The 20,724-nt window shown below is 68.9% G+C and carries 16 protein-coding genes, 1 pseudogene and 2 CRISPR repeat arrays; of the genes and pseudogenes, 4 read left to right on the top strand and 13 right to left on the bottom strand.

The window, feature by feature from the left end; translation table 11 throughout:
* Positions 1–109 precede the first annotated feature (109 nt).
* Both ACIOEW_RS36235 and ACIOEW_RS36240 read right to left on the bottom strand, forming a co-directional pair.
* Positions 110–817, bottom strand: coding sequence for a class I SAM-dependent methyltransferase (locus tag ACIOEW_RS36235; RefSeq protein ID WP_401969338.1), 708 nt, complete (start codon positions 815–817; stop codon positions 110–112).
* Positions 818–943: 126 nt separating this feature from the next.
* Entirely contained in the window at positions 944–1,411 is a 468-nt protein-coding gene (locus tag ACIOEW_RS36240; protein ID WP_401969340.1) for a glycine-rich domain-containing protein, read from the bottom strand.
* A gap of 187 nt (positions 1,412–1,598) precedes the next feature.
* Here ACIOEW_RS36240 and ACIOEW_RS36245 point away from each other — a divergent pair, with 187 nt between their 5' ends.
* Positions 1,599–2,885, top strand: coding sequence for a helix-turn-helix domain-containing protein (locus ACIOEW_RS36245; RefSeq protein WP_401969342.1), 1,287 nt, complete (start codon positions 1,599–1,601; stop codon positions 2,883–2,885).
* A 203-nt stretch (positions 2,886–3,088) separates the two neighbouring features.
* A CRISPR array of direct repeats spans positions 3,089–4,153; the repeat unit is 29 nt; unit sequence CGGAACACCCCCGCGTCGGCGGGGAGGAC.
* 17 nt (positions 4,154–4,170) lie between these two features.
* On the opposite strand, the gene cas2e is transcribed toward ACIOEW_RS36245, so the two are convergent.
* From cas2e to cas3, 8 genes are all read right to left on the bottom strand, one after another.
* A complete protein-coding gene (cas2e, locus tag ACIOEW_RS36250) occupies positions 4,171–4,500 on the bottom strand; it encodes a type I-E CRISPR-associated endoribonuclease Cas2e (protein WP_401969344.1) in 330 nt (109 codons plus the stop codon).
* A 1-nt stretch (position 4,501) separates the two neighbouring features.
* Positions 4,502–5,446 carry a type I-E CRISPR-associated endonuclease Cas1e gene (cas1e, locus tag ACIOEW_RS36255; RefSeq protein WP_401969532.1) on the bottom strand — a complete coding sequence of 315 codons (945 nt, stop codon included), beginning with the start codon at positions 5,444–5,446 and terminating at the stop codon, positions 4,502–4,504.
* A 53-nt stretch (positions 5,447–5,499) separates the two neighbouring features.
* On the bottom strand, positions 5,500–6,153 hold the full coding sequence (gene cas6e / locus ACIOEW_RS36260; RefSeq protein ID WP_401969346.1) for a type I-E CRISPR-associated protein Cas6/Cse3/CasE: 654 nt from the start codon (positions 6,151–6,153) through the stop codon (positions 5,500–5,502).
* Positions 6,150–6,977, bottom strand: coding sequence for a type I-E CRISPR-associated protein Cas5/CasD (gene cas5e, locus ACIOEW_RS36265; protein ID WP_401969348.1), 828 nt, complete (start codon positions 6,975–6,977; stop codon positions 6,150–6,152). Before cas5e ends, cas6e begins: the two co-directional genes overlap by 4 nt.
* Positions 6,974–8,101, bottom strand: a complete 1,128-nt coding sequence (cas7e, locus tag ACIOEW_RS36270; protein ID WP_401969350.1) for a type I-E CRISPR-associated protein Cas7/Cse4/CasC — start codon at positions 8,099–8,101, stop codon at positions 6,974–6,976. The genes cas5e and cas7e overlap by 4 nt, the downstream gene beginning before the upstream one ends.
* Before the next feature lie 100 nt (positions 8,102–8,201).
* The gene (gene casB, locus ACIOEW_RS36275) at positions 8,202–8,849 is read right to left on the bottom strand and encodes a type I-E CRISPR-associated protein Cse2/CasB (protein ID WP_401969352.1); all 648 of its coding nucleotides are present in this window, start codon (positions 8,847–8,849) and stop codon (positions 8,202–8,204) included.
* A 97-nt stretch (positions 8,850–8,946) separates the two neighbouring features.
* The gene (gene casA, locus ACIOEW_RS36280; protein WP_401969355.1) at positions 8,947–10,557 is read right to left on the bottom strand and encodes a type I-E CRISPR-associated protein Cse1/CasA; all 1,611 of its coding nucleotides are present in this window, start codon (positions 10,555–10,557) and stop codon (positions 8,947–8,949) included.
* A gap of 454 nt (positions 10,558–11,011) precedes the next feature.
* Positions 11,012–13,858, bottom strand: coding sequence for a CRISPR-associated helicase Cas3' (gene cas3, locus ACIOEW_RS36285; RefSeq protein WP_401969357.1), 2,847 nt, complete (start codon positions 13,856–13,858; stop codon positions 11,012–11,014).
* 157 nt (positions 13,859–14,015) lie between these two features.
* A CRISPR array of direct repeats spans positions 14,016–15,691; the repeat unit is 29 nt; unit sequence GTGCTCCCCGCCGACGCGGGGGTGATCCG.
* 100 nt (positions 15,692–15,791) lie between these two features.
* Here cas3 and ACIOEW_RS36290 point away from each other — a divergent pair.
* A pseudogene (locus ACIOEW_RS36290) lies at positions 15,792–16,137 on the top strand (transposase); the annotation flags it as partial.
* Between the two features lie 53 nt (positions 16,138–16,190).
* On the opposite strand, the gene ACIOEW_RS36295 reads toward ACIOEW_RS36290, so the two are convergent.
* The 3 genes from ACIOEW_RS36295 to ACIOEW_RS36305 all read right to left on the bottom strand — a co-directional run bounded on the left by ACIOEW_RS36295 (position 16,191) and on the right by ACIOEW_RS36305 (position 19,117).
* Positions 16,191–16,574: a hypothetical protein gene (locus ACIOEW_RS36295; protein WP_401969359.1), complete on the bottom strand. Its 384-nt coding sequence runs from the start codon at positions 16,572–16,574 to the stop codon at positions 16,191–16,193.
* Positions 16,575–16,710: 136 nt separating this feature from the next.
* Positions 16,711–18,435, bottom strand: a complete 1,725-nt coding sequence (locus ACIOEW_RS36300) for a hypothetical protein (protein ID WP_401969360.1) — start codon at positions 18,433–18,435, stop codon at positions 16,711–16,713.
* Between the two features lie 424 nt (positions 18,436–18,859).
* On the bottom strand, positions 18,860–19,117 hold the full coding sequence (locus ACIOEW_RS36305) for a helix-turn-helix transcriptional regulator (RefSeq protein WP_401969362.1): 258 nt from the start codon (positions 19,115–19,117) through the stop codon (positions 18,860–18,862).
* Positions 19,118–19,415: 298 nt separating this feature from the next.
* Here ACIOEW_RS36305 and ACIOEW_RS36310 point away from each other — a divergent pair, with 298 nt between their 5' ends.
* Both ACIOEW_RS36310 and ACIOEW_RS36315 read left to right on the top strand, forming a co-directional pair.
* Positions 19,416–20,183 carry a GntR family transcriptional regulator gene (locus ACIOEW_RS36310; protein ID WP_401969364.1) on the top strand — a complete coding sequence of 256 codons (768 nt, stop codon included), beginning with the start codon at positions 19,416–19,418 and terminating at the stop codon, positions 20,181–20,183.
* Between the two features lie 106 nt (positions 20,184–20,289).
* Positions 20,290–20,544 carry a helix-turn-helix domain-containing protein gene (locus tag ACIOEW_RS36315; RefSeq protein ID WP_401969367.1) on the top strand — a complete coding sequence of 85 codons (255 nt, stop codon included), beginning with the start codon at positions 20,290–20,292 and terminating at the stop codon, positions 20,542–20,544.
* Positions 20,545–20,724: the final 180 nt, after the last annotated feature.

Below are 20,724 nucleotides of genomic sequence, written 5' to 3' on the forward strand. Positions count from 1 at the left end.
AGAGGCGAGACCGATGAGCTTCCGGCTGGCGCTGTCGCCGCGTCGCTCGCCTGCGGTAACCCAACCCACCGTCGCCGACCTCAACTAGGGCGAGCGCGTCCCAGGTGTCTTACACCGGCTCGGCGGGCATGCGCGCGCAGATGAGCAGCGTGGTCATGGGCAGTGAGGTGTCGTCACCGGGATCGGGCAGGGTCTGTGTCTGGCAAGCCTCGAATCCGGCTTCACCGAGGAGTTTTTCCCACACGGTCGCGTCCAGGACCCATCGCTGCATGGTGCCGGTGCGGGTGGGGATGTCTGCGGGGCGGCAGTCGGTCTCTGGCGGGGTCCCGTTGCGGTAGTGGGCCAGGGTGGAGAACACGAGCCGTCCACCAGGCCGGAGCGCCGAGGCGGCGGCGGGCAGCGTCGCGCGGGGATCGGTGAAGTCAACGGCCCCGAAGACCGAGTAGATGACGTCCGCGCCGTGGGGGTGGCGGTGCAGGTAATCTGCTGCGTCGGCCTCGATGAACTCGACTCCCGGAACGTGTCCGTACAGGGCGCGGGCCTTGGTGTGCTGTGTGGGTGAGCTGTCGATGGCCAGCACCCGGGCTGCGGCCGTGCGCCCGGCAACATGGGCGGCCTGGCGGCCTGCTCCTGCCCCGAGCTCGGTGACGGTGCGTCCGGCGACGTCGCCGAGGATCTCGGCGCCGGGTCCGGTGCGCTGGTACCAGTCCCAGTACATCCGTGCATCGACGCTGCGTGGGCTGCCCGCGGGCGAGGGGGCGCCGTAGTGCTGCCAGAGGTCGGCGGGGGCTGCTGGGGTGTGTGAGGACGGATTCACCGGCCCATCCTGGCCCGTGGGTCATGATCGGCGTCGGGTCTCGTGCCGATTCACCCCAATGGGTCCGCTCCCGGGCGTGGCAACGTCCCCCACGGGTGCGGGGGACGCGCCGCTTCTTACGGGTCGTCAGTGTCCGTCCTCACCGGGGCGGCACGGGGTGCACTTCGTGGAATCGGCGGCCCACAGGGGACGGTCGACAGTGAAGCCGGCGCGGGCGATGAAGTCGGCGGTCCGCGAGACCGAGCCGTCGACCTTCATCTCGACCAACGGCACGTGGTGCAGGTAGGCACCGCCGTTGTAGCGCTCGCAAAACTCCATGTACGCCACCGTGTCCAGGATCATCGTGTGCACACCGATGTCGATGATGCGGCCAGGCCCAAGACCGAGGCCCTGGCCGCGGTGCTCGATGGCCGTGATCAGGTAGGCGATGGCCTGGCCGAGCACCCTCTCCGCCATGACGGAGTCGAACGGATAGTCGCGCATCAGCAGACCGGTCAACTTGGTCCACTGCTCCACCGGGACGAAGGTGCGCGGATCCCTCGGCGTCGAGTCGGGACCGGCAGTGCGGGCAGTGCGTTCCAGAACGATGGCCATCGTGCGCTCCCCTTTCGGCTGGCCCCCTGGGGCGAGGGCTCCGCAACAGGACAGCACCGGCATCAGCCGGAACGCCTCCAACTTCGGTTGCATGCACACCGTTTGCAGGTCCTGCACACGGTGTATACGGGGTCCTCCTGTCGCTCTACGGTGGAGGATGGCCCCGGCCCATGGTCAGGAGGCGGGCATGCACTCGGACTCCGTATGGCACTCCGCGCAGGTGCGGGACCTGCTAGCCCGTCATGACGCCGGCGGGCTGATCCGGCTGGGCCGGGAGTCGCGCGGCTGGCGTCAGCACGACTTAGGGGCCGTGGTCGGGTGCTCGGCGTCCACCGTCTCCCGGCTGGAAACACGCGGCAGCCGTGCCGAACTCCGGCTGATCAGACAGGCAGCTTCGGCGGTTGGTATGCCGTCAAATGTACTATCGGCAGCTCTGGGCCTATCAGCCCCTCCCGCCACTAGAGTTGCGTCGGTCGGTCCGCGACCCGAGGAGGGCCCATTGCGCCGCCGCACACTGCTCGCCACCGCCGGGGCGGCAGTACCCGCAACCCTGCTCCTCGCCGTAGATGAGGCCCTGGCCGGTCCGCTCGTTCCGTCCGGCACACAGGCGCCGCTCGACGGCCGCCTCGCCACTGCGCGGGCCCTCTTCGACGCGGGGCGGCATGCGGCCCTCCTCGGCCTGCTACCGGAGCTGCTGGGCGATGCTCACGACGCGGCCCGGTCGCGACAGGACCTCGACCACGCGCGCCTGTCGTCCTGCTACGCGCTGGCCTCGCAAGTCCTGATCAAGATCGGGCGGCACGGCCGGGCCAGGCTCACAGCCGACCGGGCCACGACATACGCAGAGCTGTCCGGATCACCACTCGCGACCGCGGCCGCCGCCCGGGAACTGTCCATCGTGCTGCGGCACCAGGACCAGCCCGCCGCCGCTCGACGCCTGATCCTTCAGGCCGCCGGCGGGGTCGAGTCCACCGGCCTCGCCACCGCGCCGCAGCGAGCCGCCTACGCACAGATGCTGTGCACCACGTCCTACACCGCCGCCCGCGCAGGCGACCGGACACAGGCCCTGGCCATGATCGAGGAGGCACGCCGCGCCGCCCGCAGCCTCCCCGAACAGCCCCCGCGCGGTCGCCTGTTCCCGCTGACACCGGCAGCCGTCGACCTGTACGCGGTCGGGGTTCACTGGGCACTCGGGGACGCCGGCTCCGCGCTTCAAGCGGGCAGGAACCTGCGGGCCGCACAGTTCGCGACCGCCGAGCGCCGGGGCCGGATGCATACCGACCTGGCTCGTGCCTGGTGGCAGTGGGGCAAACCTGCGGAAACCGCGCGGGAGCTGCTGGCTGCACTGCGGGCAAGCCCCGGCGAGGTACGTGACCGGCCAGCAATCCAGCAGATCGTCACGGACCTCTCGGCACGGCACCCCCGCACAGCGGGTGTACGCGAGCTCGCGGGAAGCGTCACACCGCTGTCGTAGGCAACACGGTGGAAGCCAAGCGGCCAGGCGGTGCCCGACCCCGGAGGGCTGGGCACCACGTCCCCATCAGGTGACGTCAAGCCCGCACCGATGCATACCTGGACTTCTGTGCCGTCAGCAACCGCGTGGTCGTCGAGTACCTGTCCAGCCGGGGGTGGAACGGGGAGGGCACCGACGTTCGCGTCCTCGACGGAGAGCATGCTCGGAACGCCCCTGCGTCGGCGGGGAGGCCACGACCCGGATCCCGACTCCAGTTCGCGCGCCGGAACACCCCCGCATCGGCGGGGAGGACGCCTGGACATGGTCGGGGATGCCGTTGGCATCCGGAACACCCCCGCGTCGGCGAGGAGGACGGCGAGGATGCGGGGGTCGTCGTACTTGACGCCGGAACACCCCCGCGTCGGCGGGGAGGACTAGGAGATGAACGTCCCCTTGTTCGGCAGCGTCGGAACACCCCCGCGTCGGCGGGGAGGACGTACGGAGGCTCATCCGCTGCGGTGCTGTGCCCGGAACACCCCCGCGTCGGCGGGGAGGACCTGAACTGGTCGGCGGACGGGGCCACCACGCTCGGAACACCCCCGCGTCGGCGGGGAGGACGCGCCCTCCGTCAGCCGGACCGTCGCCCGCTCCGGAACACCCCCGCGTCGGCGGGGAGGACGGCCCGGTTGCGAGGCGCAGAGGCACGTCGTACGGAACACCCCCGCGTCGGCGGGGAGGACGAGATCTACAACGGTGGCAGCACGAAGTTCAACGGAACACCCCCGCGTCGGCGGGGAGGACTCGGTCGCCAACTGACCGGCGCGCGCCTCGGCCGGAACACCCCCGCGTCGGCGGGGAGGACCCGTTGAGGAGTTTCACGGGCCGTCCTGGGCGCGGAACACCCCCGCGTCGGCGGGGAGGACTGTGCAGAGCGACATGGGGGTGGCGGCATGAGCGGAACACCCCCGCGTCGGCGGGGAGGACGCTACGGCGGTCTTCACCGCCTCGGCGACGAGCGGAACACCCCCGCGTCGGCGGGGAGGACGCTACGGCGGTCTTCACCGCCTCGGCGACGAGCGGAACACCCCCGCGTCGGCGGGGAGGACAGGCTCCCCCGCCCGGTCGCGAGACCTTCCGACGGAACACCCCCGCGTCGGCGGGGAGGACCGGTGAGTACGCGGTCGTGGACGCGGTGTGCTCGGAACACCCCCGCGTCGGCGGGGAGGACCCCGAAGTAGTCGGTCCACGCCGACCCGTCGGCGGAACACCCCCGCGTCGGCGGGGAGGACACTTCCTGACCTGCACCTCAGCCAGGGGTTTGCATTTCCTTTACTTGAGGTTGTGTGGGTGGGAGTCCAGTCATACGCATGAGAGTGAGGCCGTCGAAGTCCTCGGGAACGCGGCGGCGGGTACCCGCAGTACGGATCGTGTAGCCCTGTTCTGTGGGGGCGGGGTGGATCAAGACAGCGGCTCCGTCTTCGACGACGTCGGCTACTGAGTTCCAGAGGCTGTCGCGGACGCGCGCCGAGACGCTGCCGACGAAGATTCCGGCGACGACTTCGGTGGTCCAGCGTGAGAGAGCGCCGCGGAGGTGGTCGGGGACGGCTGTGGTGGCGATGACGAGCATGGACGGCATCTCAGTCTCCGTCGGGTGCGTAGTTGACGCCTGCTTGCAGGGTGCCGGCTTTGGGATCCCAGAGATGGACTATGCGAACGTCCTGGCTCTCGGGGCTGTCGTCGCCGTCTTCGCCGTCTCCGATGTCGGACGGGGGTGCGAGGAGGCTCTGGATGTCGCGGACGATGCGTGGCAGGAGTCGCAGGAGCCTCAGTTCTTCGCGGAATGAGCGTCGGGCGTCTTGTTCGGGCTGGGGCGATTGGTGGAGGGAGAAGGCGATGGGAATGGTGGTGGTGGCTTTGTAGAGGTCGGCAACGTCATAGACGAAGGCGTGTTGCTTTCCTGTGTGGACGAAGCCGAGGGCCGGTGAGCAGCCGAGGGCGAGGATGGCTGCGTGGACGATGCCGTAGAGGCAGGTGTTGGCGGCGGACAGGGCGAGGTTGACGGGGTCTTGAGTGTCCCATTGGTCGGGGTGGTAGTTGCGTCGGAAGCGGCCGATGCCGTGTTGCTCGGCCTGGATTTTGTAGAGGGATTTCATGCGTTGGCCCTCGAGGCCGCGGAGTTGGTCGAGGGTGGCGTTGGAGGGTGCCTGGTCGGGGCTGAAGCGCAGGTCGTACATGCGGGTGGCGGTGCTGAGTCGTTGGTTGAGGTCAGCCCAGGCGGTGACTTGACGCTCCAGCCAGTGGGTGGTGAGGGAGTCGGGCAGGATCGCTGCGTAGGCGCGGACGCCTGTGCTACCGGTGCAGATGACGCTGGTGCCGTGGCGGGCGAGGGTGGCCAGGGCGCGGGTGGTGATGGATACGCCGGGTCCCAGCAGGAGGCAGGAGAGGGCGGCGGTGGGGAGGTAGACGAGGTCGGTGCGTTCGTGGTTGACGTCGATGCGGGCGCAGACGCCGGTGTCGTCCTGGACGATGCGGACCTTGTCGAGGTAGAGGAAGGAGAGGGAGTCTGCGATGCGGGGGAGCATGGCGAGCGTGGGGGCGGCCAGTCGTGTGCGGGCGTCGTTGCCGGATGGGCGGGTCATGGGGTGGGTGCGGGCGCGAGGCTGAGGAGGCCGGCGCCGTAGGACTTGCCGCGGCCGATTCCGCTGAGGACGGCGTTGGTGAGTGCGTGGGTGTCGGTGATGGTGGCGGTGCCGTCGTAGCGGATGAGGCTATGGCGCATGCCGGGTTTCGCGGTGCGGCTGCGTGCGGGGGCGATGGTGTGGGGGGTGAGGGTGTGGAGTTGCAGGCCGCTGGCGGTGGCGCGGCGTTGCCACCATTGGTCGGCGTCGGGTCCGCTGAGGGGAAGGGTGCGGCCCCGTTCGTTCTTGCGGTCCAGCGAGAGACGTTCGCGTTTGATGGGGTTGACGACGATGCGGTAGCGGACGCCCAGTCCGTCGTGGAGGGCCTGGAACATGGGGGCGAGTTCTCGAGTGTCGGCGTTTCCGTAGCCGTGGGGCAGGCCGGCGGTGTTCAGGGGGTGGGCGGCCTGGACGAGGAGAGTGTGGCCGTCGTCGTCGGTGTCGAGGCGGTACAGGAGTCCGGTCTGCTGGCGGGCGTGGTCGCCGAGATGGTCGGGCACCATGCGCATGAGGGTCTTGTGCATCTGGTCGGCGTCGTGGATGTCGCGTTGGACGGCGCGGTGGTGGGGGTTGAGCCGGATGCGGGCGAGGACCGCAGGACTGGGGCTCATGCGACGGTCTCCTGTGTGTTGAGGGCGTAGCGGATGAGCCGCTCCTGCAGGGGCGGGTTGTCCTGGTGCGAGGGCCGGTTGCCGGTGTCGGTCTGACTGGTGAGGAGCCGGGCCGGGAGGTGCTCGGTGGTGCGGTACAGCGTGCGTCGGGCGTGGGCTCGGGCGTGCGGGGCGAAACTGACGGGCTGGTCATAGGAGCTGAGCTGGATCGTCTCCTGACCGCGGTCGTGTGGTGGTGGGGTTTCCCAGTAGAACCGGACCGGCACGGTGCCGTGCTCGTGATCGGTGGGGGCGCGGGTGGCGGGGTCGGGGCTTAGGGGGACGTGGTGGAGGAGCTGTGTGACCGGGTCCGTGCAGTGGGGGCGCAGTAGAAGCGGTTCGTCGGGGATGCAGGAGCGTCGTCCCAGGTAGGGGGCCCAGTGGGGGGTGGTGAGGGCTTGAGTGATGCGGTTGAGGGTGGTGTCGGGGGCTTGGACGGCGATGACGAAGACGGCGTCGGTGAGGTAGTCGCGGCGGGTGATGACTGCGGCGCCTTTGTGTTTGCCGCCGCTGGTGGCGGCGGTGAGCGGATCGGGCAGTCCGCCGCCGGCGGTGTGGAAGTCGGTGAGGAGGGTGCCGGGCCGGTCGGCCCTCACGGTGAGCACGATGTCGGCGTAGGGGTTGTCGGCCAGGGCGGTGGTGCGGGGGCGGCCCTCGGCGGCGGCGAACATGCCGAGCAGCCCGGAGCGGGTCGGGAACGGGGCGGTTTCCCGGGTGGGTGTGAATGCGGAGCGTTCGCCCCAGGACTGCAGGGGGCCGGCCAGGCGCAGGAGGAGTCCGTTCACGGTCGGCTGCCGTGGGCGGTGAGGGCGGCGTCGACGGTTGCTTCGATGAGGCCGGCGAACGAGGGATGTTCTTCGCCGATCCCTTCGAGGGTGTTACCGCTCACGGCGGCGTGTCCGTGGAAGGGGCGGTGGGCGTCCGCGGTGAGGCGGTGGATGTCGCGGGCGTAGGCGGCCAGTGCCTGGCGGGAGGGTCCGGAGAATCCTCCGGCGTTGTCGGCGCGCACCGGGGTCTCGAATGCGGCGGCCAGGGAGAGGGGGCGGTGGCGGCGAACGGCCAGGTAGGCGAGGTCGGGGACAGTGTGCGGGGCGGTGCTGTTCTTCTTGGCCTGGGGCAGTGACATGAGGAACTGTTCGGCGAATGAGGCCAGGACGGTGCGTGCGGCCTTGGCGTCGCCGTCGAGGTTGGTGATCAGATCGGTGAGGTTGACGGAGGCGAACCGGTAGAAGACGCCGGCGCCGAATTCGGCGGTGTTCAGGTGGCCGCTGCCGGTCGCGTCCACGGGAAGCCAGTCGTCCACTGCGGTGAAGTAGTCGCGCTGGGGCTCCGCGGCGTGGGTGGTGAAGGCGTGAGCGACTTGGGCTGCGCCGTCTACGTTCGCTCCGGGCAGTTCGGCGAGCATGCGGCCCAGGAGGCTGATGGAAGCGGTGCGGCGCTTGAGGATCTCCTCGACGTGTGCGGGCGGCAACAGGGCGCCCGGGTTCTTCTTCCCCAGCCCCTTTTCCAGTGCCTCGCGGTGGAGGGTGCACAGGGTGGTCAGCTCCTCGATGCCGCTCTCCGGGAGGAACAGGAGCACGGAGGTGTGGCCGGCCTGCTCGACCTTGAGGGGCTTCTTCGCGCTGGCGGATGCGGCGACCTGGGCTCCGGCGAATGCGGCAAGGTCCTCGGGCCAGTCCTGGTCGCGGAGTTTTTCTGCGACCTTGACCGGCACCAGCCGGGTGCGGGCGGCCTTCTCCCCCAGGTCGGCCTCGACGCCGTGACGGATCACCCGCTTCCAGGACTGGCTGGAGACCCGCAGACGCGACGCGTTGCCGTACTTGACACTCTTCGGTGAACCGAGATCGTCGCGGTTCAGATTGGCAACGGGCACTGACTGCAGTGCGTGGAAATCAGCGAACACGGACATCGGGCATCGTCTCCTTCGACGAAAAGTTCTGAGAATGGGGTCCGAGGTACGACAGAAGGGTCGCGGGGCCGGGCAGGGCGGCCATGAAAGAGGCGCGGTGTCAGCCGGTCTGTGCGGCGTCTTCGTCAGTGGCGGAGTCGTCGTCGTGCAGGGTGCTGAAGTAGGACTCCATCCACCGGGTGGCAATCCGGTCCCGGTCGCGGTCCCACCAGGCCAGGTTCTCCAGCAGCACCGGCCAGTCGATCTGCACACCTCCGCTTTGCAGATGGCGTAGCAGGGAGGGCAGGCGGGTGTGCAGGGCCTCGCTGCTCTGGCGGGCCATCAGGTGCAGGTCGGACTCTGCGGTGTTCGGTTTCATCAGGCGCTTGTTGACCCCGTCGGCCAGGGCGGTGCCCAGGGTCGGCCGCTTCCACCATCCACGCACCGCCACGCCCGTGGCTGGTCCCGGCTCTCCTTCTTGCCGGTTGGCGGCTTCGGTGTCGCGGGCCAGGCGGGGGCGGTCGGCGATCAGCGCGGCGATGGCGTAGTAGGCCCGTTTGTCGTCGGGGTACAGGTTGTCGGGCAGTCGCCGGACCAGGTAGGCGTGTGAGCGGGGGCTGCGCTCGACGGGGCGAGCGACCGCGCTGCGCAACGCGGCACGCGCCCGGTGGTCGCGGGCGCACAGTTCCTTGATGTGGTTCACGTACTTTTCCGAGTAGCGCGGCTCGTCGTCGGTCTGTGGGGGGCCAGTTGGCCGGGTATCAGGCATGGGGTCTCCGTCGGGGCAGGTCAATGACGTGGTGGGCGTCCCGGGCAGCCGGGCTGTTGGCCGGGTGTCACCGAGAGGGCGGAACGGGAGGGGAGATTCAGGCTGCGGGGGCGGGGCGTGGCACCGCGGTCCGAATGGTCCTGCGGGCCCGGTTGCGGGCCCGGGCGACGCGCACGTCGGCGCGCATAATGCCGATGGCATCGTCGAGGGCGTCAAGTGCCGCGTCGGCGAAGGGGCGGTGCGGGGCACTGTTCGCCCCATCCGTGGTGAGCAGTGTCCAGAAGACCTGCTCGGCACGGGGCCAGAACACGGCCAGGGCCCGGCTGTCCCACGGGCCGGGCTTCTTCCGGTCCAGGCGGACTTTCTCCGCCATGTCCTCGCCACCGTCGATGGTGAGTTTCCAGGCGAGGCGGGCCGCGAATGACAGCCGGTCGCCGATCTCCTCGGCGGCCTGCCGGCAGGCCCGCACCCGCAAAGCCTGGGCTGCGTCGACGTCCTCCTGCCAGCCCAGCACCGGCGGGGTGGTGGCCTCGTACCATCCGCTGTCGCGCTGCTGGCCGTCCTGGTCGAAGCCGTAGGCCCGCACCCGCAGCACGGGGGCGATCGAGCGTGGTACGTCCTGCAGGATCAGCGGCCGTTTCGACTGCCCCGGTACATCCTTCAGGAGCAGCGCGTCCAGGTCCCGCCACAGCGCCCGCCGGCCGTTCGCGAGCCGCGGGAAGTCCGGGCCCTCACCGTTGCGCGGCCGGTCCAGGACCAGGAACGGGTCACGGACGTCGGGAGCAGGTGCATGCGTGGACCACGACACATAAGCGTCGCCGACCATCTGATGGCCTGCGGGGACCAGGAGGACGGCGTGACGGGCCCGGCCTGTCAGCAGACGCCCAGGCCACGTGGCGGGCACGGCCGGGCCCAAGGGATCGGGAAGCGCATCGGCCTCCCACGGGCAGGCGTCGTCCTCATCCGCATCCACTCCCCCCGCACCCGGGACCGGGACGGAAAGGACGAGGGAAGTGAACAGGTCCGGTGCCCACGGATGGAAGGACACCGTCTTGCGCAACGGGCCCGCATCTCCGCTGCCCGCCCGCTCAGCGGTGATCTGTCGCGGCGTGCACTGCCCGGCGGGGCCGTAATAGAGCTGGCCGATCAGATGCCACAGCGCCTCCGCAGCCGGAACGGGCACAGGATCACCGTCATTGAAGTGCCCGAACAGAACGGCACCGTTCACACCCGTCGGGCGCCCGAAAACAAGCTTATTGATCCCTGACGGATTCGGCTTGCCCTTCTTGTCCACGCACTGCTCGGCCAGCCGTGGATCCTGCAGGAACGGCCGCACCGGGTCGAACGCATCGAACCGTCCCGCCAGCGCCTCGTCATCGAAGTACGCATCCACCGCGTCCGCGTCGAACCGGCCGGCCTCGAGCACCCGGGCACGCAGCCGGACCCAGTCCTCCACGTCCTCGGCGACATCAACGTCATCGAGGCGGACCCCGCCATGACCGGCGATACGCGCCGTGAGAGCGGCAAGAATCCGCAGGAGCCCCGAAGCGGACGGCGGTAACGGAACCTCCAGATCCACGATCTCGTGCGCCCGCCGGAACAGCTCTCTCATCCCCAGCCGCACCGACCGCTCCCCCACCGCGCCAACCTGCACCGGCTCACGCAGCCGCACCGGAATCCACGGCTCATCACGCACATCGAAACCCACAAAAACCTCCCCCATCCACATCGAGCGCAGCCCACGGCAATGCCTCCCGGGTCACGGTGAGGAGGCCGGGGCAACGCAGGCGCAGTCAAGCACCCGCCACTGACAACGCGGTTGGTGTCAGGGCGTGTTGGCGACTCAAGCACATAAGGCGACCCCGTGAAGAAATATCTGGAAGGTTCGCCTTGGAGTGGTTTATGCATGGTAGGAAGCCTTTTACGTACCGCGACCGTCAAACACGACACGGCGACACAACAACCTCAGAAGTCGCTCACGAACCAGTTACCGTGCTGGGCCACCGATGGAGCGCGAGCAGCCATCCGGGTATCCGGCCCGCAGCGACCCTCGACCAGGGCAGCGAATCCTTGCCGCCGCAGGGGTGATCCCGTTCGACTCGGGGTGGTCACGTTCACCTCTACCCCTTCCCCGCCGATGCGGGGGCGCCGGCCCGACCGGCTCAGCGGCGCACGATGCCCAGCTCAGCATCCAGCGAAATGGCCTTCCCCAGCACCACGGCGGGGCGCACCTCACCACCCACGACCGCCTGACGCAGCACGACCAGTTCACCCAGGAACGGGTGCCCTGCCCACACCTCGGGCACCGCGAACTCCACCGCAGACGGAGAAAACCAGTCGGCACGCACCGGCACGGTCCGCTTCATGACCGCGCGCACCGCCTCGATCGACATCCGCCCGTCACCTCCCGGACCGGGCAGCGGGACATCACCCACGACATCCAGCGTGACACCCCCGTTCTCCTGCTCAAACACACACAGCAGGCGCACCGAGTCGGCACCGAGCCGGGTCGCCGCCTGCCCTTCGTCAGCGACACCGCGCTCGTGAAGCTGGTACAGACGCCGCACGGACCGCTTACGCGGAATAGCAATGCTCTCGCCGACACTACGCTGGGCGAACTCATCACCCTGCTGCGCCGTCCATGCCGCCTCCCAGCGCGGACTTTCCCAGTCGAAGCGCTCCGCACGGTCACCATGCACCTGCTCCACCAGCTGCTGCACCTCACCCGGAATCGCGATACGGCCCCCGTCCCGGTCCGCCAGTACCCTGGACGTCTCCAGCAGCAGGTACTCCGGGTAAACACTGCCCCACCGGACCGGAACCGCCCCGCCGCCGGCAAGCGGATCCAGCACGATCAAGTGAGGCCCGCCCTTGCCGGCCGCCCACAACGGTCTCGGCCCCCGAGGACGCCCCTTCACGCACCACCACGACTCGTGACGCCAGCAGCGCCCTGCCCGCTGCAACAACAGCGCCAATGGCGCCAAGTCACTGATCACCACATCCGCGTCAAGATCCAGCGACTGCTCCACCACCTGAGTACCCACCACAATCCGCCGCACCGGACCACCCCCAGCCGGCCTGCCACCATCGCGGCCCAGCCCCCCGGTGATCGCTATGGTGCGCGCCTCCCGCACATCAGCGGGCAACCGCGCATGAAGCAGCTCAATACCCCCACCCTCGAGACCACGACTCCGCAAGCGGTCCCGAAGCCAGACAAAGGTGTCCTGCGCCTCGTCCACCGTGTTGCACACCACCAGCGCACACCCCCCATCAGCACCCGTGACCAGCGAATCCACCAGGCGCTCGATGACCGCCAGCCTCGCCCTGGCACCCCCCTGCGCCGGCTCCAGGTGATTCACCGGCTCGACCGTCACGGCGAGATCCATCGCACGCTCCCCCACCTGCAGCGCCAGATCCTCCTCACCGATCGACGCCTGCTCACCCGATACCGCATCCACATACAGCCAGCCCGGATACGGCACCCTGAACGAACAGCCCTTCAACGCCCTCGAACTGTGCCCGGCCCCCTGCAGGTACTCCCGCACAAGCCGGTCACTGATCGACACGGGAAGCGTCGCCGACAACAGCACCACCGGCACCCCCAACGCTCCCAGCCAATTCAGCAAACGCCCCAGCAACACCTGCATGTACGGGTCGTACGCATGCGCCTCGTCCACAATCACCGTCTTGCCCGACAACGCCAGCAACCGCAGCGCGTTGTACCGCACCGGCAAAACCGACATCAGCGCCTGGTCAATCGTCCCCACCGACCACTGCGCAAGCAGCGCCCGCTTCGAACCGCGCAGCCACTGAACCGGCCCCACCCCCGGAACATGCTCCTCCGCACCGACCAGCACACCCCCATCCCCACTCGAGCCCTGGTCGCTGTAGGCGGCACTCAGCCACGCCATGCTGTGCGACAGCGTCAGCCCACCGCCCCCACCCCCCTGCCGCACCAGACTCCCCGCCACACGCCCATGCATCTGATCACTCGTCGCCATCGTCGGCAGCAAAAACGCGAACCCACGCGTCCCGCACACCCGGGCAAAAACCCGCTCCGCCTCCAGCGCCGTCTCACTCTTCCCATCCCCCGGCGCAGCCGTCACCACAAGAATTCCGGCACGCCCCGCTCCTGGCGCGGCCAGCGCCTTCTCCAAGCCCGCCACCACCGAGGACTGCAGCGCATTGGGGCCTCCCGCGATCCCGTACGCCTGCCCGAACTCCTTCCGTGCCAACTCCACCGGAGCCAGCCCCGCCTGACGGGCCAGTCCCGGCGCCAGGCGAACCGACTCCGCGAAATGCTCCCTCAGCCTCATCCGCCGACCGCGCTGGCGCCGAAGGAGGAAGTACTCCTGACTGACCAGCCAGTCAGCCAGAACCACCACCCCCGTCACCAGAACCGCCGCAGACGCTTCGAACACCTCAGGCCCCCGCGGTCCCCCCAGCAGGCCGAACACCGACGCTCCATGGGCAACACGCTCATCCGCCCACCGCGACCCGCCGAACAGCGCCTGGTAGGCCGCCGTATCCGTCACCTCGCGCTCAAGGGCGCCGAACACACCGTGGTGCCCGCCGATAACCTCCGCCACCCGCTCCAGCGCGGACACGCCGCCCGCCCCGTCCTCCTTGAACCCCAAAGCCGTCAACAGCACAGGCGCAACCTGCATCCCAGCCAGTGCGTGCCCCACCCGCTGCACCTCGGCCTGCCCTGCATCCGCAACCAGAACCTCACTCAGCTGGCCCCGGCCGCGCGCATCGCAGAACTGAAAGCCCGACACCTTCCCGACATCATGCAAACCCGCACACAACGCCACCAGCGACCGAGCGCGCGTCGGATCATCAGCCACCCCCAGCCCCGCAGCAATATGAGCCCGCTGACTCTCAGAGAGATACGCATCCCACAAGTACCCGGCCATCGCGGCGGAATCCAGCAGATGCCGCACCAACGGATACGGCCTCTCCAGGCCCCGCGACTTCCCCCACACCGACTCATCCGGCTCGCGCATCATTCCGACTCCCCCGCCTTGATACACGCGACACAACCACACCGCACGAACATGAACTCCCCCAACTCCGCGTGTAATCTGCCAACATGACCACGCCCCCCAAGATCAACTGCTGGGCAAAGAATCTGCAAAGGCGTCATTAAGGCGCAGGTCAGAAAGAGTGCTCCCCGCCGACGCGGGGGTGATCCGGAGCGGGCGACGGTCCGGTTGACGGAGGGCGCGTGCTCCCCGCCGACGCGGGGGTGATCCGGCGACGGGGAGCTTGGCGACGTCGATCTGGCCGTGCTCCCCGCCGACGCGGGGGTGATCCGTTCGGACCGGAGTGTCACACGCCGCCGGATTTGTGCTCCCCGCCGACGCGGGGGTGATCCGGCCGTGGAGGGTGTACTCGAAGGCTGCTGCTTGTGCTCCCCGCCGACGCGGGGGTGATCCGCGTCCCTCACCGCGTACGAGGAGCTCGTCACCGTGCTCCCCGCCGACGCGGGGGTGATCCGCGAGACGCCGTCGCGGCGGTGGTGCTTGTCCTGTGCTCCCCGCCAACGCGGGGGTGATCCGTACAGCCCGCTCGCGAGCTCGCAGATGAGTGCGTGCTCCCCGCCGACGCGGGGGTGATCCGCGCTCCGCGTATCCGGTGATCGGGGCCGGCACGTGCTCCCCGCCGACGCGGGGGTGATCCGCTGGCCAGCATCGTCGACCTGACCGCGCAGGAGTGCTCCCCGCCGACGCGGGGGTGATCCGTCGTTCCGGATCTTCCCCGGGGTCCGACTCAAGTGCTCCCCGCCGACGCGGGGGTGATCCGCCCCGCCGCCGCCAGCCCAGCCTGTGGGCTCGGTGCTCCCCGCCGACGCGGGGGTGATCCGGAGAACCGGGGGGACCACTCCCCCGGCAGTCGGTGCTCCCCGCCGACGCGGGGGTGATCCGACGGCGACCAGGGCTTGCCGGTTGCCGATCTCGTGCTCCCCGCCGACGCGGGGGTGATCCGCAACCTGAAAGGCCAGCTGAAAAGCCAGCTGAGTGCTCCCCGCCGACGCGGGGGTGATCCGGGCAGCGGTCACGGCTGCCACTGCCTGAGCTTGTGCTCCCCGCCGACGCGGGGGTGATCCGTCGTTGTCGACGCGGTCGCCGACGTACAGGATGTGCTCCCCGCCGACGCGGGGGTGATCCGCTCTTGAAGACGCGGGCGGACATCAGCGGGTTGTGCTCCCCGCCGACGCGGGGGTGATCCGCTGGCGAGGAAGGCGTCGCGGAACGTACGCAAGTGCTCCCCGCCGACGCGGGGGTGATCCGTAGCCCTTTCCGGCACCAGCACCGGAAACGGCGTGCTCCCCGCCGACGCGGGGGTGATCCGTTGGCGATGGCCTTCAGCGGGTAGTCCTCGTTGTGCTCCCCGCCGACGCGGGGGTGATCCGTTCGGGGTGCCCGGTTGCTGCGGCACGTCACAGTGCTCCCCGCCGACGCGGGGGTGATCCGCTTGGGCCTGCCGTCCGGTTCCGGTCTCGTTCGTGCTCCCCGCCGACGCGAGGGTGATCCGGGCATCGCCCAGTCGACGGGCGAGGACGCGCAGTGCTCCCCGCCGACGCCGGGGTGATCCGTACAGCGACATCGCCCGGCGCCAGATGAGTGCGTGCTCCCCGCCAAAGCGGGGGTGATCCGGTGAGGACGGCCTGCTCGACGAGGAACTGGTCGTGCTCCCCGCCGACGCAGGGGTGATCCGGCTGGTCTCGCCGATCCCGTCGGCGAGGGTGAGTCCTTCCCGCCGACGCGGGGGTGTTCCGATCTCGCCGTCGTACCCGTGGCCGGACAGGAAGTCTTCCCCGCCGACGCGGGGGTGTGCCGCTGAGGGGGGTGGTCGCGCAGGGGGTCGCCGTGGTCTGGGTGTTCCGTACCACTCCCACTGCTCCCCGCACCCGCGGGGATGGTCCCGCCTGCGGGACCGGTGCCCGCGTTCGCCAAGCAGTACGGGGTGAAGTACCCGAAGGTCGTCAAGCGGATCGTCGACGATGAGGACGAACTGCTGGCGTTCTTTGACTATCCCGCCGAGCACTGGATCCATCTGCGGACTACGAACCCATCGAGTCGACTTTCGCCACCGTCCGGCTGAGAACCTCACCAAGGGCGCCGGCAGCCAGGCCGCCGCACTCGCCAGGGTCTTCAAACTCATCGAGTCTGCGCAGCAACGCTGGCGTGCTGTGAACGCACCTCACCTCATCGCCTTGGTCCGGGCAGGCGCCCGCTTCGAACGCTGCCGCCTCGCCGAGCGGTCGGAAGGGAGGGCGGCATGACCGGCCCGCACCTGGACGAGGAGCCCGCAGAGCACGGACGCTTCGCCCGCTACCTACAGACCCAGGAGAACGTTGCCGAGGAGGACGAATCCGACCTGGTGGCAGCCGTCCGGCGCGGCGAAGATGCCGATGGCGGACAGTGCGGTGGGCCGCCGTCTGGACCGCCGGGCCGCCGACCTGCTGACCGACCGCGGGTTCGTCTCCTCGGCCCGAACCATGACCGCGGTGATCCCCGACCGCGACTTCCTCACCCGCCGCTCGCGCGAGTGGACCCTGTTCAGAACCATCGTCCTGGGCAAGTGTGTCGCCCCGGACTGTTCCCGGCTGATCTGGGTCTGGCTCAGCCCCAGGCCGACGGCGAGATCAGCCTGGGGCTCCCCGGTCCGCAGCATCAGGGCCGCGACCGTGAGCCGTAACGTCTGCCCTGTGCTGGGCATATGCGTACTCCGCATCAGGTATGCGCGGGCGGGGTGCCGACTGGCATTGCCCGGGCTCGAGATCGCCGGACTGCCTTCTGGGCGACGATCTCCGCCCCGCTCAGCGCCGCGGGGGCGTCGGCGCAGAGATCGCCTCTCAGAACGGCACGTGGGTGGATTCCTGGGCCTCTTGTGCCTCAGCGGTGGCTACCGCTTTGGTCAGGCTGGCCGCCCATTCCCGCTCGATGCGGTCACGGTCGACCTCCGCCGCGAAACGGCAACTCCGGCACAAGCCCAGAGTGACGACCGGCTTGCCGCAGGGGCCGCTGTGTCCGGGGCACGACCCGTCCTCGGTAGCAGGCAGCGTGTCGGCGACGTATTGGTAGAACGCCTGATCGTGGCAGGTGCGGCATCGGCTGCCGTCACGGGTGCGGTGAGCGCAGGAGTAGACGCTGAAACCGGGGCACTTCGGCCACCCCAGGTGTTCGGGGCACAACGTCTCGCCGCTCACGGCCAGGTACGGGCACATGCCGTCGTCGGCCACGCAGTCCTCGAGGGACCGGGGCTGGCGCTCCAGGTCCCGTTGCACATCTTGCCACGCGGCGGGAGCGTAGGTTGAGGAGCCTTCCCCGCGTTGACGTTCCGCTCGCGTTCCTGGATCCGGCACGGCCGGACCGATGGGTCCGGTCTGGCCGGGCAGGGTGGCCCACAGCTGCTGGGCGGGCAGCGAGGCCAATTTCCGCAGGCGTCCCGCGACCACCGCGCTCCGGGTCCGCTGGAGCGGGTGCGGCATCGGATGGTTGATCACCTCACGGAGCAGCTCGGCGCTGTGACCGGCCTCCAGCAGTCCAGTGACCATCAGTCCTTGATCCCGCATGGCGGTCCCCCGTAGCAAGTCAGCGCGGAGTTGGTCGTCGGCCGCGTCCATTAGTAGTCGGACCCCGGGTGAGTTGTCCGGCTGCGCAGAACCGGGCTCCGCCGCCGCTCCGGCCATCGTGGTCACGGTGGTGAGATCACCGCTGCCGCCATGGGGCGCTTGGCCTCCGGCCGCTGCCGGCCCCTGGACCTGTTCCGAATCGATGCCGCTGCCCCGACCGTCCGTCCGTGCTTCGTGTGCGGTCTCTACCTGCACGGATGGACGGACGGAGGTCGGCGGCACGTCTGAGCGGGAAGTCTTAGCGGAAGGACTGAGCGGGGGTTCGCGATCATGCAGGTCAGGGCCCGAATCCGGGTCAGAATTCTGACCCATTGGGCTGGAATTCTGACCCAACGGGTCAGAATTCCGACCCGGGAGGTGCGGGTCAGAATTCTGACCCGCACTCTCGGCCGCCTTCTCGGCCCGCTTCTTCGCCGCCAGCTCCAGCTCCCGGGCACGCGCCTGCCGGGCCGACTTCTCCGCCGCCTCTCGCACGTCATCGAGGACGTCGAAGACGTTACGAGGGCCTGTGTAGTCCTTCGTCGGCATGAGATTGATGCGGATGCGCAGGCCCCGTCCGGCCGCAAGTGCGCGCGACGATGTCGTGATCCGGTGCCCCTCCGGCGTCGTCACCAGCCCGATGGCTGTGAGCTGGTGCAGCAGTTCCCGGATCCGGGACACGCTCGACGGGGAGGCTGGCTCCCCCGGCCCGACCCGCTTCTTGGGCAGGAGGTGGCACAGCTCCCAGAGGGTGAGCTTGCGCACCGGGCCGCGCTTCTCGATCACCAGGGCGCGCATGATCAGGTACAGGCGGACCGCCGATTCGCTCAGCTGAGGGCACACCGCCACCCAGTCGCGGATCTGGCTGGCGTGCCACCCGTCGTCGTCCACCGGCGGATACAGCTCAACCGGCTGTCCGTTCTCTGCGGAGGTCGGGTGGCCCTTCGCAGACTCAGGCTTCGTCATCGGGCGAGCCCCTGAGTGGCGCCCATAGTGCGAGCCAGGGTGAGGCCGAGCGTGATCTTCATACCCACCCCAAGGGCGGGCGCAACTCCAAAGGGGACACGGAGGCCAGAGAAACCCCTCAGAGAGGCTGCCTGGACCCTGCGGCCGGCGCGGTGCGAGCGGAACATGATGGGTGGATCTCCCCTGATAGGGGAGCCGTGACCAGCAGATGTGACCTGACTAGACACCCAGGTGGTGGCGTACCGCGTGGCGGTCCGCTTATTCTGGGTACAGGTGACTGCGCGGACCTATGGTCCACGGGCATCACCCCGGCGAGGTCACCTCACCGGACACGACTCGGGTGTGAAGGCCTGCGAGTCGATTGCTAGGGAGCGGTCCCGTTGTGGCGACGGGGCCGCTTCGGCGTTTTTTAGGGCACGATTGGTCAGCTCGTAGTTTCAAGGACATCGGGGTGCCGTGTGGCGATCCGTTCGAGTAGGCGCCCATACGCCCGTCGCTGCGGGTTGCGAGGTTCCGCCTGACCGCTCTCCCACCGCACGACCTGGATGCGGTGCACGCCAACTGCGGCTGCGACTTCCGCCTGCGTCAGGGAGGCGGCTTGTCGCAGTCGCGCTCGGACTGCAGGTTCAGGCAACCGGACAGCTTGGGCGAGCAGATCGTCGACCGGGTCAGGCGCTGGCATCGAGACCTCTCTCTGCAGCAACAGGATTAGAAGTTACGCGAACGCTACACACGAAGAGTGATGACGGCTGGATGTTTGGCGGCGTGTCAGGCGGCCTAGCCGAGCTCTTTGCGGTTACCTCATGCACTGGCTGACAGCACAAAAGGGAAGGGCGCGCGGCGGACCCTCCACTTGGCATCCTATGCTCCCCTAGGGGAGCATAGGCACGGGAGGCGACCTCCGCAGTTGGGGGCGCCCGTGCGTGGACGCTCACTGGCGCGCGTTAGCGTGTCCCTAGGAGAGTCACGAGGAGGATTTCTTGCCAGGCGAGTCGACGCCAAACGATCGCGAGCGGCCCGCATTTCAGCGGATCGCCGCAGAGTTGCGCGCCAAGATCCTTGACGGAGCTCTCAGGCCTGGCGAGAGAGCACCCAGCGAGATGGAGCTCAAAGAACACCATAACGTCTCCAAAATGACGGCTCGCAACGCGCTGGTCTCCCTGCGCGATCAGGGGGTACTGGAGAGCCGGCACGGCAAGGGGTTCTTCGTCCGGTCCTTCGAGCCAATTCGCCGCAACGCAACTCGGCGACTCTCCAAGGAACTGTGGGGTGGTGGCCAGTCGATGTGGTCTGTCGACGTACACGACCGCCCCATGGAACCTGTGGCCGATGAGCCCATTGAGGCACTCGCGCCCGCCGGGATCGCCCGAACCATGAGGTTGGCCAGCACCGACCGAGTCTGTGTACGTTCCAGGGTCTACTTGGTGGATGGCGTTCCGGTCATGACCGCCGTCTCCTATCTCCCTCTGGACCTTGTGGCCAACTCGCCCGTCATGCAGGTGGACACCGGCCCTGGCGGAATCTATGCACGCCTGGCCGACCTGGGGCACGAACCCAAGCGCTTTCGTGAAGAGCTGCGTTCGCGGATGCCGACTCCGGAGGAGGCTGGCCAGCTTGCGATGGGGGCTGGTACGCCCGTCATGCACATCGTGCGTACCGCGGCCGACGCCACAGGGCGGATCGTCGAAGTGAACGACATGCTGCTCGACGCCTCACGCTTTGTCATGGAATATGATTTCACCGACTGAGTTCAGCCTTGTGAGCCCCTGTCAGCGCCGCGCTGACAGGGGCTTTTTGCGTTCCGTCACGCGTGTTCGCTCTGCGCGCTTGACTCCCCTAGGGGAGTGGGCTTCAATGGGGCTCATCTCCCCTAGGGGAGGTGTAGATCTAGTTAGGGAGAAGCCGGTGGCAGACACCCGGGAGATCGATTTGCTGGACGCAAATGAGGTAGCGGAGATCCTGCGCCTCCACCCCCAGACTGTTCGACGCCTAGTCCGCGAGAAGCGCCTAAACGGTCACCTACTCGGCAACGGAGCACTGCGCCGTCGTGGGCTGCGTATCCCCAAGGCGTCGGTCGACCGCTATCTCGTCGAATCAGCCGTCAGGTAGAGCGTTGCAGCAGTAAGTCGTCCGCCCTTCGGGGCGGCCGGGGTAGTCCTCGGGTCACTGAGGGCGCGAGAGCACCATCGAACTCCCCCGGAGCCTGACGGCCGCGACCACTGTGTGCACGTCGCAGCGCTGTGCGCTGTCTGTCCTGCGGGGCGCCGGCCCATGCCGTGCGGCCCGGAG

It is taken from the genome of Streptomyces sp. NPDC087901 (assembly GCF_044742205.1).
In the GTDB taxonomy this organism is placed as follows: domain Bacteria; phylum Actinomycetota; class Actinomycetes; order Streptomycetales; family Streptomycetaceae; genus Streptomyces.

Coding starts and splice junctions, on each gene's coding strand:
- ACIOEW_RS36240 (WP_401969340.1), bottom strand. CDS start 1,411: ATGGCCATCGTTCTGGAACGCACTGCCCGCACTGCCGGTCCCGACTCG.
- ACIOEW_RS36300 (WP_401969360.1), bottom strand. CDS start 18,435: ATGACGAAGCCTGAGTCTGCGAAGGGCCACCCGACCTCCGCAGAGAAC.
- cas6e (WP_401969346.1), bottom strand. CDS start 6,153: ATGAGCCCCAGTCCTGCGGTCCTCGCCCGCATCCGGCTCAACCCCCAC.
- cas1e (WP_401969532.1), bottom strand. CDS start 5,446: ATGCTCCCCCGCATCGCAGACTCCCTCTCCTTCCTCTACCTCGACAAG.
- ACIOEW_RS36305 (WP_401969362.1), bottom strand. CDS start 19,117: ATGCCAGCGCCTGACCCGGTCGACGATCTGCTCGCCCAAGCTGTCCGG.
- casB (WP_401969352.1), bottom strand. CDS start 8,849: ATGCCTGATACCCGGCCAACTGGCCCCCCACAGACCGACGACGAGCCG.
- ACIOEW_RS36245 (WP_401969342.1), top strand. CDS start 1,599: ATGCACTCGGACTCCGTATGGCACTCCGCGCAGGTGCGGGACCTGCTA.
- ACIOEW_RS36315 (WP_401969367.1), top strand. CDS start 20,290: ATGGGGCTCATCTCCCCTAGGGGAGGTGTAGATCTAGTTAGGGAGAAG.
- cas3 (WP_401969357.1), bottom strand. CDS start 13,858: ATGATGCGCGAGCCGGATGAGTCGGTGTGGGGGAAGTCGCGGGGCCTG.
- ACIOEW_RS36295 (WP_401969359.1), bottom strand. CDS start 16,574: ATGCCCAGCACAGGGCAGACGTTACGGCTCACGGTCGCGGCCCTGATG.
- cas2e (WP_401969344.1), bottom strand. CDS start 4,500: ATGCCGTCCATGCTCGTCATCGCCACCACAGCCGTCCCCGACCACCTC.
- cas7e (WP_401969350.1), bottom strand. CDS start 8,101: ATGTCCGTGTTCGCTGATTTCCACGCACTGCAGTCAGTGCCCGTTGCC.